The organism is Pseudoalteromonas pernae, from assembly GCF_039831865.1.
Taxonomy (GTDB): domain Bacteria; phylum Pseudomonadota; class Gammaproteobacteria; order Enterobacterales; family Alteromonadaceae; genus Pseudoalteromonas; species Pseudoalteromonas pernae.
This window is the reverse complement of sequence record NZ_JBDODM010000001.1, coordinates 898,469-913,749: the sequence shown is the minus strand read 5'-3', so window position 1 is coordinate 913,749 and position 15,281 is coordinate 898,469. Positions and strand designations below refer to the sequence as shown.

At 43.6% G+C, this 15,281-nt stretch carries 13 protein-coding genes; 7 read left to right on the top strand and 6 right to left on the bottom strand.

Annotated elements, in window-relative coordinates; all coding sequences use genetic code 11:
* The first annotated feature begins 138 nt into the window (after positions 1-138).
* A complete protein-coding gene (locus V1358_RS03965; RefSeq protein WP_347392672.1) occupies positions 139-813 on the top strand; it encodes a hypothetical protein in 675 nt (224 codons plus the stop codon).
* A 15-nt stretch (positions 814-828) separates the two neighbouring features.
* Complete coding sequence (locus V1358_RS03960; RefSeq protein ID WP_347392671.1) at positions 829-1,221, top strand: hypothetical protein; 393 nt, start codon at positions 829-831, stop codon at positions 1,219-1,221.
* A gap of 136 nt (positions 1,222-1,357) precedes the next feature.
* Here V1358_RS03960 and V1358_RS03955 read toward each other — a convergent pair whose 3' ends face one another.
* Entirely contained in the window at positions 1,358-1,666 is a 309-nt protein-coding gene (locus tag V1358_RS03955; protein WP_347392670.1) for a hypothetical protein, read from the bottom strand.
* A gap of 221 nt (positions 1,667-1,887) precedes the next feature.
* On the opposite strand from V1358_RS03955, the gene V1358_RS03950 reads away from it, so the two are divergent.
* Complete coding sequence (locus tag V1358_RS03950; RefSeq protein ID WP_347392669.1) at positions 1,888-2,589, top strand: hypothetical protein; 702 nt, start codon at positions 1,888-1,890, stop codon at positions 2,587-2,589.
* 134 nt (positions 2,590-2,723) lie between these two features.
* Here V1358_RS03950 and V1358_RS03945 read toward each other — a convergent pair whose 3' ends face one another.
* Both V1358_RS03945 and V1358_RS03940 read right to left on the bottom strand, forming a co-directional pair.
* Complete coding sequence (locus tag V1358_RS03945; protein WP_347392668.1) at positions 2,724-3,302, bottom strand: hypothetical protein; 579 nt, start codon at positions 3,300-3,302, stop codon at positions 2,724-2,726.
* A 204-nt stretch (positions 3,303-3,506) separates the two neighbouring features.
* Positions 3,507-4,274 carry a hypothetical protein gene (locus V1358_RS03940; RefSeq protein WP_347392667.1) on the bottom strand — a complete coding sequence of 256 codons (768 nt, stop codon included), beginning with the start codon at positions 4,272-4,274 and terminating at the stop codon, positions 3,507-3,509.
* Positions 4,275-4,742: 468 nt separating this feature from the next.
* On the opposite strand from V1358_RS03940, the gene V1358_RS03935 reads away from it, so the two are divergent.
* Complete coding sequence (locus tag V1358_RS03935; RefSeq protein WP_347392666.1) at positions 4,743-5,300, top strand: hypothetical protein; 558 nt, start codon at positions 4,743-4,745, stop codon at positions 5,298-5,300.
* A gap of 61 nt (positions 5,301-5,361) precedes the next feature.
* Here V1358_RS03935 and V1358_RS03930 read toward each other — a convergent pair whose 3' ends face one another.
* Positions 5,362-7,143, bottom strand: a complete 1,782-nt coding sequence (locus tag V1358_RS03930) for a PKD domain-containing protein (protein ID WP_347392665.1) — start codon at positions 7,141-7,143, stop codon at positions 5,362-5,364.
* A 323-nt stretch (positions 7,144-7,466) separates the two neighbouring features.
* Here V1358_RS03930 and V1358_RS03925 point away from each other — a divergent pair, with 323 nt between their 5' ends.
* Complete coding sequence (locus V1358_RS03925; RefSeq protein WP_347392664.1) at positions 7,467-8,819, top strand: M24 family metallopeptidase; 1,353 nt, start codon at positions 7,467-7,469, stop codon at positions 8,817-8,819.
* A gap of 248 nt (positions 8,820-9,067) precedes the next feature.
* Here the strand turns inward: V1358_RS03925 and V1358_RS03920 are convergent, their stop codons facing one another.
* Together V1358_RS03920 and V1358_RS03915 are read right to left on the bottom strand one after the other, a co-directional pair.
* Positions 9,068-10,306 carry a hypothetical protein gene (locus V1358_RS03920; RefSeq protein WP_347392663.1) on the bottom strand — a complete coding sequence of 413 codons (1,239 nt, stop codon included), beginning with the start codon at positions 10,304-10,306 and terminating at the stop codon, positions 9,068-9,070.
* A 35-nt stretch (positions 10,307-10,341) separates the two neighbouring features.
* Positions 10,342-10,689, bottom strand: coding sequence for a hypothetical protein (locus V1358_RS03915; RefSeq protein ID WP_347392662.1), 348 nt, complete (start codon positions 10,687-10,689; stop codon positions 10,342-10,344).
* Positions 10,690-10,985: 296 nt separating this feature from the next.
* Here V1358_RS03915 and V1358_RS03910 point away from each other — a divergent pair, with 296 nt between their 5' ends.
* The gene (locus V1358_RS03910) at positions 10,986-14,507 is read left to right on the top strand and encodes an ATP-binding protein (RefSeq protein ID WP_347392661.1); all 3,522 of its coding nucleotides are present in this window, start codon (positions 10,986-10,988) and stop codon (positions 14,505-14,507) included.
* Positions 14,504-15,124 (top strand): response regulator transcription factor, encoded by a 621-nt coding sequence (locus tag V1358_RS03905; RefSeq protein ID WP_347392660.1) that lies wholly within the window; start codon positions 14,504-14,506, stop codon positions 15,122-15,124. Before V1358_RS03910 ends, V1358_RS03905 begins: the two co-directional genes overlap by 4 nt.
* Positions 15,125-15,281: the final 157 nt, after the last annotated feature.

Here is a 15,281-nt window from a genome sequence, read left to right as displayed (position 1 = left end):
ATAATTATAACCGCGTCCAGAGCGCTATGGAATGTGGAAAATATTTGGGAGGGGGGGCTAAGTCTTGCTTTTTGCAATGCCTCTATCAGTTGAGGTAGGCTAAGAATAAGCACTTATACATGGAATTAATCGATAAGAATGGAAGCAATCCTTAATTTTGACCTTGAGCCAATTGCAAAGTTATTAGCTAGTGTCTTTGCTGTTGCGCTCGCTATTAGCAAAATCCATATAGATCTTAGTTCACAGAACTACAAACGAGTTGAGTTATACCAGCAATTACAAAAGCTTTGTGGTGCTGATGCGAATACCAACTTGTCAGAAATTTTAGTCATCTTACGTTTGTTCACGCGGGCTCACCTTACGAATAAAGAAATTGAATGGTTCATTTGGACGCCGGGTGCATTTCGCTACCTTCAAGAGTATGGAAAAAAAATCGAATTTATAGATATAGATTACGAGAAAGACGCGTTTAAATGGCGGGAAAAGTTTAACAGTGGGTGGAGCCGTTTTGGGCGCTTCATTTCTCTATCTTTTTTCTATTCCATCACAGGGGTTTTTGGCGCAGTACTTTATCAGTTTGCATATAAGTACTTTAGTTTAGAAAGTGCTCTCGCGATGATAATCCCTATCATTATGGTTATTGCTGGCTCTTTAAGTCTGGTAAAGGCCTACCGTTTGCTTAATCAAGCTCTTATTTTATTGCCCATGGAATTCTTGGTAAGTGCAAATTTACGTGGGGATAGAATGGAAGAACACTCTAACTTCGTGCCTGTAAAGAACAAAGAAAATACACGGCGATATATTCATTTATAAATGGAGTGATAAACGATGGACAAGAAGCTTATAGCCTCAGTTTTACTCAATCTCGTATTGGTTGCAGTGTTGCTCAAGGGAATGTCCGAACCTAAAGATCAGAAAGTGTTTATTGCGACAAAAGATCAAGTTGCTTGTTTGGAGAACTGGAAAAAGAAGACATACGCCAAACAACAAATCTGGGGGCCTGAATATTTTGATGACCACTATGTGGTGTTCGATGACTCGGTTGAAGGAGCGCGCTCTTTTGAATCTGAAATTTCTGGGTGTTTTTATGATGCGACCACAGGCACAGACCAACTCCAGGAACTGGAGCCTCTTGTTAAGTTGCTAGAGAGCGAAGGCTATAAAAACATTAGCTTTTACAAACCTCCTCAAGACTCTCGAATCACAGTGTATGGTAAATAAACAACTAGAGATAAATTAAAGGGAATTTACATGAGAGGAAAAAATAACACAGACACCCACTCTAGAAGGAAATAAAGGGGGCGGGTCTTGCATTGTGCAGTCCAGCAAATTCACCTGACCTCTTTTATCTCCTATCTCAATCCTCTGGCCCTTTCAGGGTAAAGGTTAAGTGCTTGCGCATATCTTTTAGGATCACGCCTTTTTTCAGCATGGCGGCGCTTAGGCGTTTTTGCCATTTGAGTAGGTGAGGTTCTGCGGCCTTTAGAGCTTGGTCATTTTCGAACTGAAAACACAGGAGCAGGGAGCCGGGGAACAAGTGGTATTCCACATCAAACCAGCATTGCAACATGCCGGGTATTTCTGCGCGCGCTTGTTGTTCGAGTGCATCGGCAACGTTGAGCACCAGTGCTTGTTGTTTTAGCTGGACTTTGGAGAGCTTTTTCATGGAAGTTCGAGATAAGGAGTTAGGGTAACAAAGCTTAATTATAACTGGACCTAGAGCGGTATGGAATGTGGAAAATAGTAGGTTTGGTGTCTAGCTAATAATGTTTTAAATATTATTGAGGTTGGTCTTGCTTTGTGAAATGTTAGAGTGTGTGTCCCACTAATGCTTAGTTTTTATTTGAACAGGGCAGCCCAAGCGTTTTTTAAGGAAGAGATATTATTATGCCGAAGGAGTTGGTCAAAACTTACGTTATTTTTCTCATGTTCGCTTTAACAGCGTGTGCCCCTACTACAGTTCATCTTCATAGCTATAACGTGCCTGAAGCCAATACAAAAGAAATAGTGATGGCATTGAAAGCAACAGGATTTGATGTCTTGATAAGTGAACGCGAGCCACCACTACTGGCATTCGGCAGCTTCATTATTTATCCCCAAGATAATGGTGATAATGACGATTTGGTTAAAATTCTCAATATCATCAATGAGAAGGGATACCCTACAGGACTCATTGCCAAAAACAGGGTTAGAAATCACGAATACCGGGACGGTCACAATATTGGTCTATACCTAGTAAAGACCAACGGCCTGATGTCTATGCAGGAGCAGTTGGCTGCAGACTTTGCCGTTGATATTACAGAAGTCGAATTTACCAGCACGAATTGTTCCGAGCTCTACAGACTCACCTTTGGCAAAGACGGCAATGCAAGGGTTAATAAGATACCGATGCTGTGGTCAAGAAACGGGGATACGTTGAGCATTTCACAACAAGACAACAGGCAAAAATTTACCTATTCAAACGAATATAAAAGAAACGGGAACGCACGAGAGCTGGTTATGCAATTAGTCCCCTATAGAAACAGCGAGCTTGAACACATTGAATACTTGAATTGTGAATATCAAAGCATTACCCCGCTGATTGAGTAAGGACAATGGGTTTCACGGGGCATAGATACAGGTTTGGAGATTGCACTATCTTTAACCTCACCCCTCAATAAATAAAAGACAAAGTAGACAAGGCATTTATAGGCGCTCAGGGTGTCTATAGGTGGCCAAAAACGTTAATTCTGCACTGGCCGTGTTTCTCGCAGTTTAAACGCATCTTTATTCACTTCATCTGTGCCCAAGTAATTATCAGAGGGGTTGAGATCATCGAGAGTGACTTTCATTTTTATAAGGTCGTGCAGTACGTTATTGCTGCCAATGCGAAAGTATCTACCCGTTAAGTTGTCATTGAAGGTGATCTCTTGCAGTGTTGAGTCAATAATTACAGCTTCACGTACTTTATAACCATCTATGATGAAGTCAGGTTTGTAGTAAATATTGTGTTGCCCGTATTCAGGTAAGCCATACTCTATGTCCACACCCAGTGTTGAGAATGTGGAACAGCCGTACTCAATGTGTTCGGCATCTGTATTTTCACAAATATCTAAAAGGAAGAAGCCAGAATCTCGAGTCGCGATGGTCTGATATTCTATGATGACTCCGTTTCTTGGCTCAATTGTGAGTATCTCCTTTTGCATTTTGGCGAGCGTTTCAAATAACGGGGGATCTGTTGGCTTCTGGCGGTGTGGGTATTCCTGTGCGTTAATCATGAACGAATACAGTAAGCTTATAAGCAACACAGTCCATCTAGTCATAACCTTTCCTTGGGTTGAGTATTTACACGTTGTTAGATGAGTGTACCCCTAAAGTCGCCGCATAACAAAAGTGCTTACGCATTCTACTCGTTGCCGATTAATTTGACGCAAGCACCTAGTTCACAAACCGCACTGCAATAGTAAGGTAAGTTTTCCTTATTTCTGCTCTTGATTTACTCTCACAACTCCTTATCGTTTTGCTGATTATTGAAGGTAGTTGTATATCCAATCGTCTAGTTGAGGGCCATTATAACCCCCATCGTAACTGTAGATGTATGATCGTCGCTTAGCATCCAAACCAAAGCCATTGGTTTCATACTCCGCGAGCAATGCTCCTTGCTTGTTATAGATAGACAATAGCGAATACTGAGGAAGATCCACGGCGTAAACTTGGTCCATTAGATAATGGCTTTTCGTCACAATGTTACCGTTATCATCGGTGGTGTAGTAATCAAAATTTCCAGTATTACTGTGAGTTTTTACAAATGCGGTAGGAGTGAGGTAGTCGAAGCTGTAAGAGTAGTAAGTTCCGTTTCCAAAATGAATCGCCTCCATTATATTGCCATTGTTGTCGTATATGACTTCAACACTGCGCTCAACAGAGCCGTCATTGAGTAAATCGTATTCTCGCTTCCAAAATGTGCCGTCTGGGTTGTAGCTATATGTATATTTATTCGTATATTGGTCTGAATACACGAGGTGTTTTTCTATTAGTTGCCCTTTTTTGTTATGAACATAAGTAACCGTAACATCGCCACTTCCTGCTTTTTGAATTCTTCTGAGTAGCTCGCCGCGTTTGTTGTATTCAAATTCAAAAATAGAGAGTACGTTATAAGCTCCATTCTCATCTTCAATCATTGAGGTGCGTGTTTCAGTTGAGGAAACATCCGTTGTTGGTGATTTTGGCGCGCCATTAGCGCTAAATGAAAAGAGGATAATGGTGGGCAGTATCAGAAAAAGTGCTTTGTTCATTTCCATTCCCTAGAGATATAGAATCTTGGAGGCTTTGAAGTTCAATTCAGCTACTGCAAGGCTGTGAGCTTAAGCTCATCACATGATTATTACTCTCACATTGAATAACAGGTTGATTAACCATAGTTAACGATTGCAGAACTATCTACTTAAAATGCTTTTGGCGTTTCGTTCTAGTGGCATTTGGAATGAGGTTCTGCTGTGTGCAACTGCTCTAGCCCTAGCTTAGAACCACTTTCAACTCACTGAATCACTCCTTCCTCAACAGGAGAAGTACCTCACTTCAATCGATAGCTGTGTACTCGCGCACTTTGACTAATGCGTTAATAGTTAGCTTAAAACAACGAAACTTAACGAATATGACCAAGTGAAAATGATGAAATGCCAATAAAATTAGTGGTTTATGTTTTGGTTCGATAATTGCTAATTAACCGCGTCTAGTTACTAAAAATGATAAAAGGATGTCATATGAATACGCAGCAACATAATAAAATAACAATTGGTGTGCTGATTGGGGTAATGGTATTTCAAGCGCTGTGCTTAGCATGGGAGTTTATGAATGGTGGAGTGGTAACTCACCACTTCCTTATGCGAAAAGACCTGCCGGGTGTCTCAAATTGGTGGGGGCTGGTGATTTTGCCTGTGCTTGTTTTATGCACCTCTTACAGTATTAAAAAACGAGCTGCAAACCACGCTGGTGGCCAATCGAAGTTCTACCGCAATGTGTGCATCGCTTTTTCGGCAATGCTGTTAGTTAGTGTTGCACAGTCAACGGTATTTAGCCTTGGCTATCATGAAGTGGCAATGTTTGTGTTACTTGGCTTAATACTCGCAGCCTTGGTATTCCCACTACATCGCTTGGAGTGTGTTCTCGGCTATGTGTTAGGTTCAACCTTCTTCACCGGCCCAGCAATGCCTTTTGTTGGCGTAGTAATATTCAGTGTTGTGTCCATATTGGTGCATTTATGCATCAAGCCTTTAATCTCCAAGGGGATTCGCTCTAGAAAAGAGGCACTGCCTCGATAACAAAAAGCCGAGCATAGCGCTCGGCTTTTTTCTTTAACTCAAATTCAGTCTTTTGTTGGTTTTAGTCCACGATAACCGAATTTGAATAATCAGACGCCCCGTTATTGTTCAGCGCACGAACGCGATAGCGCCAGCCTGACTCAGTACCCACCGATGTGCTTTGTGTATCCGCCGCGAGTGTTTGATATAGGCTGTAATCACAGGTGACGGTTTGGTTTTTGCCTTTGCCCGAAGTTGTCTCAAAGCAACGTTCTAGTTCAAAACTGGTTTCATTGCCGGAATTGTCGCTCCACACCAACACGACTTCGGTGATTGTTTTATCTTTTCCTTTGCCAGTGTAGGTGTAGTTCGCTACTAAATTGCTCGGTGAGTCCGGAGCTTGAGCCATCACGGTTACAGACTGGGTGCTGGTATCCGTAGCGTTGTCGTTATCCGTAACCGTTAAGCTTACCGAATAAGTGCCATTGGCTTGGTAGCTGTGCTGGGGGTTTTGTTCGCTTGATGTTGCGCCATCGCCAAAGTCCCACAACCAGCTTTCAATGGTGCCATTGGCATCAGCCGACAAGTCAGTAAAGTTAACGGTTAAGCCACTCACATTGGTATCAAATTGTGCGTTAGGGTCGCCACTAGGGGGAACCGAGGCGCGAAACTGCTCTACGATAGGTGTGGTATTGCGCGCTGTTTGCGCGTTATTACGCTGATTCGCAATACCAGTGGGTTTGCCGTTGTATACCACATCTGGGTTGGAAAAGTAGGGAACACGGCTGCAGCCGTTGCTGCAAGGTGATGAATAAGACATGGTCGTGCGGTAATCGCCGTCATGGTATAGGCCAAAGGAGTATTCGTAAGAGGCGCTATCGGGCGTGGCACTGGAGTTTTCAGGATTGTGTTCCATGCCTAAGTTATGGCCATGCTCGTGACTAAATGTCATATTCCCAACCGCACAATCGACATCAGTTGCTTGATAAGCGCTAGGAGCAAAGTCTAGACCTGGTGAGCGTTGCACGTATGCAGTGCCGCAGCTTGATGGCGTGTCTAAGACAATAGAAACCATATCGGCACTGTACTGGTCGCGTAGAGCTTGCACTTGTGGACTATTTTTTGCCCAGCTTAGCGCTTCACCTGTAGTTGATTGCGTGCCGTCATAGTCTACGAGCTCAGTGTGCACTAAACGATATTCAGCATTTACTTGGCTGTTTATAAAGGTTGTATTGGCAACATCAACCGCGGCTTGTATAAGCGCATTAACTTCGGCAACACCACCGGCGCTGTCGATAGCATCTTGAGTATAAACAGACAGTAAATCGATAATCACTGTGCCGCTTTCCTCATTGGCGGCTTGTTCATTTTGCTCAACAAAGTTGTTTGCGGTATTGAAGTCGTGGCTGGCGCTATCACACTCAGGAAATGACTCTGTGTCTAACTGTTCAACAACGGTGTATCCGCCTTTGCTGCGAATTTCATAGGTCTGTTGACCTAAGCCGATCCGCCCAAATACCAACCCTTTGTATACCGTTAAGCTAACATCACTGTCTTTTCGGCCCATTACTTGGCCATGCCACGAGGCATTATTGAGTTGTCCGCGATTATTGTGACGCTGCAGCGTAATCGTTCTGCCATTTGGCAGAGTCATCAGCATCTGCTCAGTGCCATTAACCACTGCCTGTGCGTTCAATTTACCTCTTACGGCAGACAAACCATGCTTCGATGGCAATACTGAAAACGCAGGTTGAGTGAACAGCTGCAGTGGCTCAGATATCTCTGGCTGAGCGGTAGCAGCGAGTGGGGCTGATATTATCGTACTAAGTAACAGTGGCTTTAGAACATAACGAGATGAAAACATAGTAACCATCCTCTTTTGGTTGGGATTTAGTTGAGCTCACGACAAGGCAGGATTGGGTTTGTTAATGCATTGTCATGAAATGTTAAGATTGTTACTTTGTGGCCATTTTGGCAACATCTTTAATGTCTTTTTATTCTCGTTTTTATATCTTTTCTTAAAAGTGAATCGCTGAGTTGAACGAGCCCTAAGGGTTTTGGCCGTAATTTTTACTTCAAGGGCACAGCGACTATTTATCCGCTTAAACGCAATCCATTTGGTTTTATCACCACAACCTCTTATAGTTTTGGTTAACTTACAGACAGTTAATTAATACTTGGATAATAATGAAAACACTACTGAGTTCACTTTTGGTCTGTTTAGGCCTTTGGACTCCTGTCGCTGCTGAGCAATTTTCACAGGGTCGCGAAATTAGCGAGATGCCGGATGTATTGTCGTTTAAAGACCGCGTAGCACCAATTAATGACATGGTCACAGACAGGCTGGATAACTTACTGCCACAGCTAATGCGCGAGGCGGATTTGGATATGTGGTTGGTGGTCAACCGTGAATACGGGGAAGACCGTTTGTTTTATACACTGGTGCCACAACCGACTTTTGCAGCAAGGCGAACCACTATTTTGGTATTTGCAAAGCAAGAAGACGGCAGTATTGAGCGCTTTAGTGTGAGTCGTTACCCCATTGGCGAGCTTTACCCAACGGTGTGGGAGGGCGGCACATTGCAAGATCAATGGCAACGCTTAGCAGAGGTCGTGGCAGAGCGAGATCCACAGCGTATCGGCATTAATATCAGCAAAGATTGGGCCTTAGCGGATGGTTTAAGTATTGGCTTGCATCAGCAACTCGTTAAGTACTTGCCGAAGAAGTATGAACAGCGCTTAGTGAGCGCTGAAAATCTGGTAGTGCGATGGTTAGAAACGCGCAGCGACAAAGAGCTCAATGTGTATCCGCAGGCGGTGACGATTGCACGGCGTGTAATTGCCGAGGCATTCTCAAATAAAGTCATCACTCCCGGGGCGACCACCACCGACGATGTGGCGTGGTACATACGTGAACGCTTTGAAGAGCTGCAACTACGCCCTTGGTTCCAGCCTTATGTGAATATTCAACGCCAAGGTGATGACACAAAAAAAGACGATGTGTACATGGGCAAGAGCGACCGCGTTATTCTGCCAGGCGATGTATTGCACACCGATGTGGGCATTTGTTACTTGAACCTTTGCACTGATACCCAAGAAATGGGCTATGTACTTAAATTGGGTGAAACCGATGTGCCACAAGGTCTCAAAAACGCATTGGCGATTGGTAATCGTTGGCAAGATATCCTCACCAGCAACTTCAAAACAGGGCTAACGGGTAACGAGATACTGGCTAACACCATTAAAGACAGTAAGGCGGCAAACATTCTCAGCAGCACTTACACCCACCCTCTAGGTTTTGTGGGTCACGCATCGGGGCCGACCATTGGCATGTGGGACAACCAAGGCCCAACTCCAGTGCAAGGCGATTGGCCGTTGTACGCCAATACCGCCTATGCCATTGAAGGAAATATTAAAACGCAGGTGCCCGAGTGGGATAACCAATGGGTGCAAATTAAGCTAGAGCAAGGCGCGGTATTTGATGGCAAAGAAGTGTGGTACTTAGCGGGTCGCCAAACCACCTGGCATGTTATTCGGTAGTGAGGGCAGCGAAAGATTCACAGTTTCAGCCATTGAAGAGATAAAAAGGCGCTATGCACGACACCAATGTAAGGAGTCGAAAGAAGAGGCTGAGCGTCGGTTGCAATTAGGAGTTGAATAAAGCAAAAGCCACCTGCTACACAGGTGGTTTTTTATATATAAAATCGCCAAAAATCATATGTATGAATAAGTAAGTACAATAAAAGTGATGGGTCGTATTGGATTTTAATAATGCACTAATTTTGTTTTTAATAGGTCAGTTGAGATTTTACAATGGCGTAATAGACTAGATTCTCTTTACGCAGCTCCGTTTCAATCCACTCTTTTGTCTCGTCGGTCACAGGCGCGCCTCTGTTTATTAGCTGTTGAGTATATTTTATTGAACGATTGAATTTGCTAGAGAGCATTAATGCTTCCTTTACGACATTGACGTCTTCCGCCATTACCAATTCGTCTTTTGTCAATAAGTACTCGAAGAGTTCAGGCCCTTGTTTATTCATTAAAGATCTATCTAACGCGCTACCACCAATTGAATCGTGTGCGGACAAATCAATGCCATAGTTCTCCAATTGCTGGAACTCTTCAACGGTGAAATATTTAGCTAGACCTGTAATGTGATTTCCATTGAGTTCGTGACCTCTATTTAAGATATCATTTAAAATCTCAAGTGGAACTTCCTTCATTATTGCCGAAGATATCTTAAAATCTACATAACGAGGGCTGTTGAGAGCCACATCATCCAGCTCTACTAGGAACTGCTTCCAATCTACATTCTTATCCGGAAAGAGGCTGATTTCGCCAAATGATGATATCATTTGTGCCTCGGTAGTTTTGATGCTGAATTCTTCAAAACCACTGTTAACTAGAAACTCGTCAAATTTGTCTATTGATAATGTGTCAAAATCAATACCCGCAACTAACTCACTTTTTCCTTTTCCATCTTCAACCTTGAGCAGATTCTTTTCTGAAATCTCTCTTACGTTGGATAAAGTAAGGTTGGGCTGTATGGTCGATACCTCACTAGGGCTCGCGTAGGGGTATAATTCAGTTGTGTTAAAAGATTCACTGGGTTTAATGAAGTAGAAATAAAACACAAGACTAAGAAAAACTACGATTATGGACGCACCTATATTTATTAATGCTGCAAGTACAAAGTAATGTTTCCTATTTTCCTTTATTTTCTTTGCAAGAACATCTGCTTCTGTTGATATCATTGAAACTAAAAAAACAAAAACTGCATACTTTAGAAACACTATTCCTTGAACTAATACTAGTTCACTAGTAAAGGGATGCTTGATTAAGAAAATCGAAATACATAACGCTAACGCCGTGAGAGCAACACCGGCAAATACCCCGAAAAACATCGAGTAAACTAAATTTCTTTTATGCCCAGTTAAAGGCTTGCCATAACTCGACTCGGCAACACGCATAATCCAACCAGATTGCCAGTTATTAGAGCTTGTTAAAGGTATAACGTTTTTAAGCATTTATTACACTCCCTATAAAATTGCCTACTTTGGAACTACCTGTTTTCTTTTGCGTATTTTTTACACAGATTTATTTGAACTGTATACCGAAAGATGCCAAGGCCCCATATTAATAGCATAAACATCAGCCATAAGGTGGCACCTTCTTTTGGTATTACCCTTTGTTCTGTAAAACGGAATAGGTCGAAATACAACCCAAATATAGGTATGGCGGGGGTTAAAACAAAAAACCAGTAGATAAAACCTCTACCATCCTCAATAACGTTTCGTCGTCTTAGTTCGTCGTAATAGGTAAGGTATAAATCACTCTCTAAATCCAATTCTCGAAGTTGTGCAAGTAGCTCTTCGGTGGTGAGTGATTGTGCTTCCTTTTCTGGGGTCATTATACCTGTCCATGTTTTTTATTGAATGGAGACTCGTATCTGCAATCAGGTGCGGGTGACTCAGGTAGTGGCTTTTGTAGCCGCAGTGTTTTGAATACCAGTGTACCTACCTTTAATACTAACCTGCAAGGCCAATGGCTCGGTGATAAAGACTCGCGCTTGCTGTTCCTATAGGTGGTGGGTATTTATGCAGTTTTGCTAGATGTTGAATCACTTTTCTCGTTATACTGCCGCGGTGTTTAGATTTGAGTGCAGACTAAGGTTAGCGATAACTTACTAACCTTCAAAATACTTCTATGATGAAATTTAGGCCTCATACATTGCTGGCTCTGGTGGTACTGAGTTGCTTACTTGGGTTTGCCACGCATGCACACGCGAACCTCGTTCTCAAAGCTGAGCACCAACATAGTGTGAATGCCAGTACGCTGAATGTAGACGATGGCCTATCAGCCAACCCCATACAAGATATCGAGTTTGATAAGTTTGCTCGGCTTTGGGTCGCTACCCAAGATGGCGTAAACATGCTTGATGGTAATCAGGTGGTTGCATTTGGCCCGTCGCACGAAGAGCAAGGGCTCAAAGGCAGTTATATTTACGAGCTGCTGATTGATCATCAGTATGGTCTTTGGGTGGTATCAAACCACGGTATCGAACGCCTTGATACATTGAGTTACAAGGTGACTGACTTCGTTCCCACTCTTCCTGAAGCGCAGGAGTTCATCGACTTAATTCAATGGGATGATAGCCGCGTAGCGGTACTTGCTGATAACCAACTAGTGTTGATTGATACAACGGATCTTAGCGTTGCAAACGCTCCTGATTCGTTCGAAGCCGTACATAACCAAGTCGCCATTAATGGCCGATTGTTAATCAAACAAGCCGATGGCTTTAGCTGGGTTGACCCGCACACTTTCGCACTCACACCCGCGTATCCCGTACCGAGCGAACGCAGAGTCATTAGCTACACAGTCGATAGTGATAATTTTCTTTGGGTTGTGTCGCTCGGCGGGAGTGTACATCGGTGCGACGAGCAACAATGTGAAGCTGTGAGCTTGGTGAACAATAGCGGCGAAGTTGCCTCAGCGGGGCGCGTTGTGTTCGAAGGTGGCAAACTCTTTATGACAAGCAGCGAAGGCTTATTTGTTGTTGATTCAGCGCTGAGCGATATCCGTTTATTGACCACTGAGCGTCATAAAAACATCTTTAACAAACGACTGCATTACCAAAGCCTTTTGCTTAGCGAGAACGGCGATATTCTTATTGGCGCGATGGAGGGGTTGTATCTGTTACCCTCAAGCTACGCCGCCATTTCAAGCTACCCCGATTTTGATTCCTTATTTGGCGAAGAGCCGTTGTCGGCAGCGGCTATTGATGTAAATGAGATGCCGCGTTTGGTGGTCGCGGGGTCTAATTCGTTGCTGTATTTTGAAGAGCAGCGCGGTGAGCTTACTTTACTTGAGCAGCAAGACTATCCAGAGGCCTTTGAGCCAGTTCACTTTATTGAAACGCCCAGCCGGGTTTACTTAAACTCCTATCGTTCGGGCGCCTTGTTCTACGCTAATGGCCAGTGGCAGCCTCTAGGTGCGCTTATGCCAGAATTAGCGAAAGAGACGACGCCGTTGTCGGATGTATACGAGTTCGCATCAGGCGATTTGCTACTGTTGTATCTTGATGAATTGGTGTTTATGCGCGAAAACGCTGACAAGTATGTTGTTCAGTGGCGTACGCAATTGCCAACCGCTCTCGCTTTTGGTGTAACCGTGCGAGACAACACACTCTTTATAGCAACATTCAAAGACGGGTTATTAATAGCGGATTGGCAGAGTGAGAGGGCCCCCGAAAATTGGCAAATTTCAGTCAAAGAGAAGAATTTAACGGGTATCGAGCAAAGTGACGACTCGTTAGTGATGCTCTCTTTAGGGCATGGTTTATCTCGTGTTTCGTCCACGCCAGAGGGATTTCAAGTAATTGAAATTGACGACAATGACTTGTTAATCAACAAGGTCACTTTGTGTATGGCGCCTTATTTGGATGACGACTGGATAGTGTCAACTAACAACGGGGTGGCTGTATTTGATAACACGCTGACTTTAAAAAGCTATTTAACCATGGATGATGGCCTGAGCCATCGTGAAAGCATTCAGTTTGGCTGCACGAAAATAAATAACAGCACCATAAATGTGGGCATTAATGGGCTAACGATATTTCATGATAAGGTGCCGAGCAAACCTCGGCCTCAGTTAAATTGGGTCAGTTCTAAGGTCGACGGCCAGTCATTCACTATTTATGACGACGAGCAAGTATTTACCGCGCCGGATATGTTGGCATTCAAAACTGCACTGAGTTTTACATCGCTCAATGACGATACCCTCATTGAATACGCCCTGAATTCCCAGCAGGGGGAGTGGACAAAGCAAGAGGAAACCTTGGTGACGCTGCCTTCCTTATCGTCCGGCACATACCAGCTTTTTGTTCGCGCCCGTTTAAACAACGGCACACTAAGCAATACCCTTAAATTTCAATTCAAAGTTAAGCCGCCAATGTGGCTGCAGCTGCCAGCAATTATCTTATACACGCTTTTATTCGCCGCGTTTATTGTTTGGATTTACAGCCTGATAATGCGCAACAAACTCGATAGGCTGAGTTATTTAGAGAAGCAACAATCCCTACAAGACGCGTACACACGTGAGTTACAGCATCAAATCAAGCAAACTACTGAAGAGCTAGAGCACAAGCAGCGAATGCGCATTAAAGAGCAGCAAGAAAAGGCGCGTTTCATTACTGGCGCGAGTCATGATTTAAGAAACCTTGTTAGTTTGCTAAAGCTCAATGTGGTTAAGCGCTCGCCGGATGACTCGCCAAAAGCGCGAAGCGACGCGCATGTCGGCAGCATCGTAGAGAGTTTGGATCATCTCACGGACAACATTGTGCAGTTGTCAAAACTTGATGCTGGGATCATCGAGCCTATAAAAGGCGATGTGGCTATTGTCGATATTTTGCAGTCTGTTGATAACGTATTTTCACCGCTGTGCCAGTCCAAACACCTGACATTGAAATTGACAGCGACGGCCGACCAGAGGGTCCATACAGACGGTCACTTACTTTTACGCTTGGTCAACAACCTAGTCGATAATGCCATTAAAAATACCCCAGAAAACGGTGAGGTAGCCATTAGTGCTGTGCTCGTCGGTGATGAATGCCATTTAACAGTGAAAGATACTGGGCCGGGGTTACCGGATGAAATCAGCCTCGACACGATAACGCCTTTTTCTCGAGGAACCCACACTTACACAGGCAGTGGTTTGGGCTTATCTGTGGTGAGCAAAATAGCAGAGCTTTTGAATATCACCTTAAACTATCGCAATGGGCATCCGCACGGTGCTATTTTTGAGCTTGTGCTGCCCACTGTAACGCTCACTGAGAACCATTGTGAGGATGACTCGCAACTGCCATCTCCAGTGAACGCTAAGCTGGCAGTTGTTGAAGATGACCCTCAACAACTTGATTGGCTGGCAAGCGCACTTGGCGAGATAGGGTATGAGGTTCATGGCTTTACAAATGCAGATGAACTTATTGCGTGTAGCGATGATGATTTTGCTGCAATTATTTCTGATGTGGACTTAGCACAAGCTAAAGATGGCATTGAACATATGGGCGATTATCGGCAAAAGTTGAGAAACAGTGGTGTGATCGTATATGTTTCTGGGAATGAAAATGCCAAGATACGTCTAACGAAAGGGTGTGGTGCGTACTTTATGAAAAAGCCCATAAAGCTTAAAAAGTTAGAGCAACTTCTCATCAGAGGATTAAAGCAATGAGTGTTTTTCAGGTTGTGATTGCTGATGATCACCCGCTTTTTGTGTTCGCACTAGAGCAAAAAATAAAGGCTATATGGCCTGATGCTGTTATCCACAGCGCCAACAGCTATCAGCAACTTTTTCGCCTGTTGGGTGACAAAGAAGACGACCTTGATTTGGCCATCGTCGATTTATCCATGCCGGGATGCGAAGGCGTTGAGGGAGCGCAGTACATTGCCCAAAACTACCCCGCATTACCGCTTATTATCATCAGTGCACATGATGACTTTCAAAGCATGAATGCCTGCCTAAAAGCAGGGGCTTCTGCGTTCGTATCGAAAACGGAAATTGATACTGACATCGTTAAACTCATCGCCAAGTATTTAGACGATGACCATGCTGACATCGGTAAAATATTAGATGTGCCTAGTGCGTCTGCGAGCTTACCTATTTTTACTCGGCAGCAGCAAAAAGTCATGGCCTTGATAGCCTCAGGTTTGAGTAATAAAGCGATAGCCAATGAGCTCAATATCTCTGAGAAAACGGTACGCTCTCATGCCTATACGATATTCAAACTGCTGGAGGTAGAAAATCGCACACAAGCCACAGTTAAATACCAACAACTATTGAATCAATAAGCTCATCCCAATCGGCCTGTTCCAGGCCGCTCTTCGTAAAATCCTATTTCAATGTAAAGAATCGTTGTTTTACAAATAATTCATTTTTTTCAGTTGATTAAGCTGCTCAATTCCCTTTTTTGAGTCAAATGACTTAAGTCTCAAGACTCAGAAAATT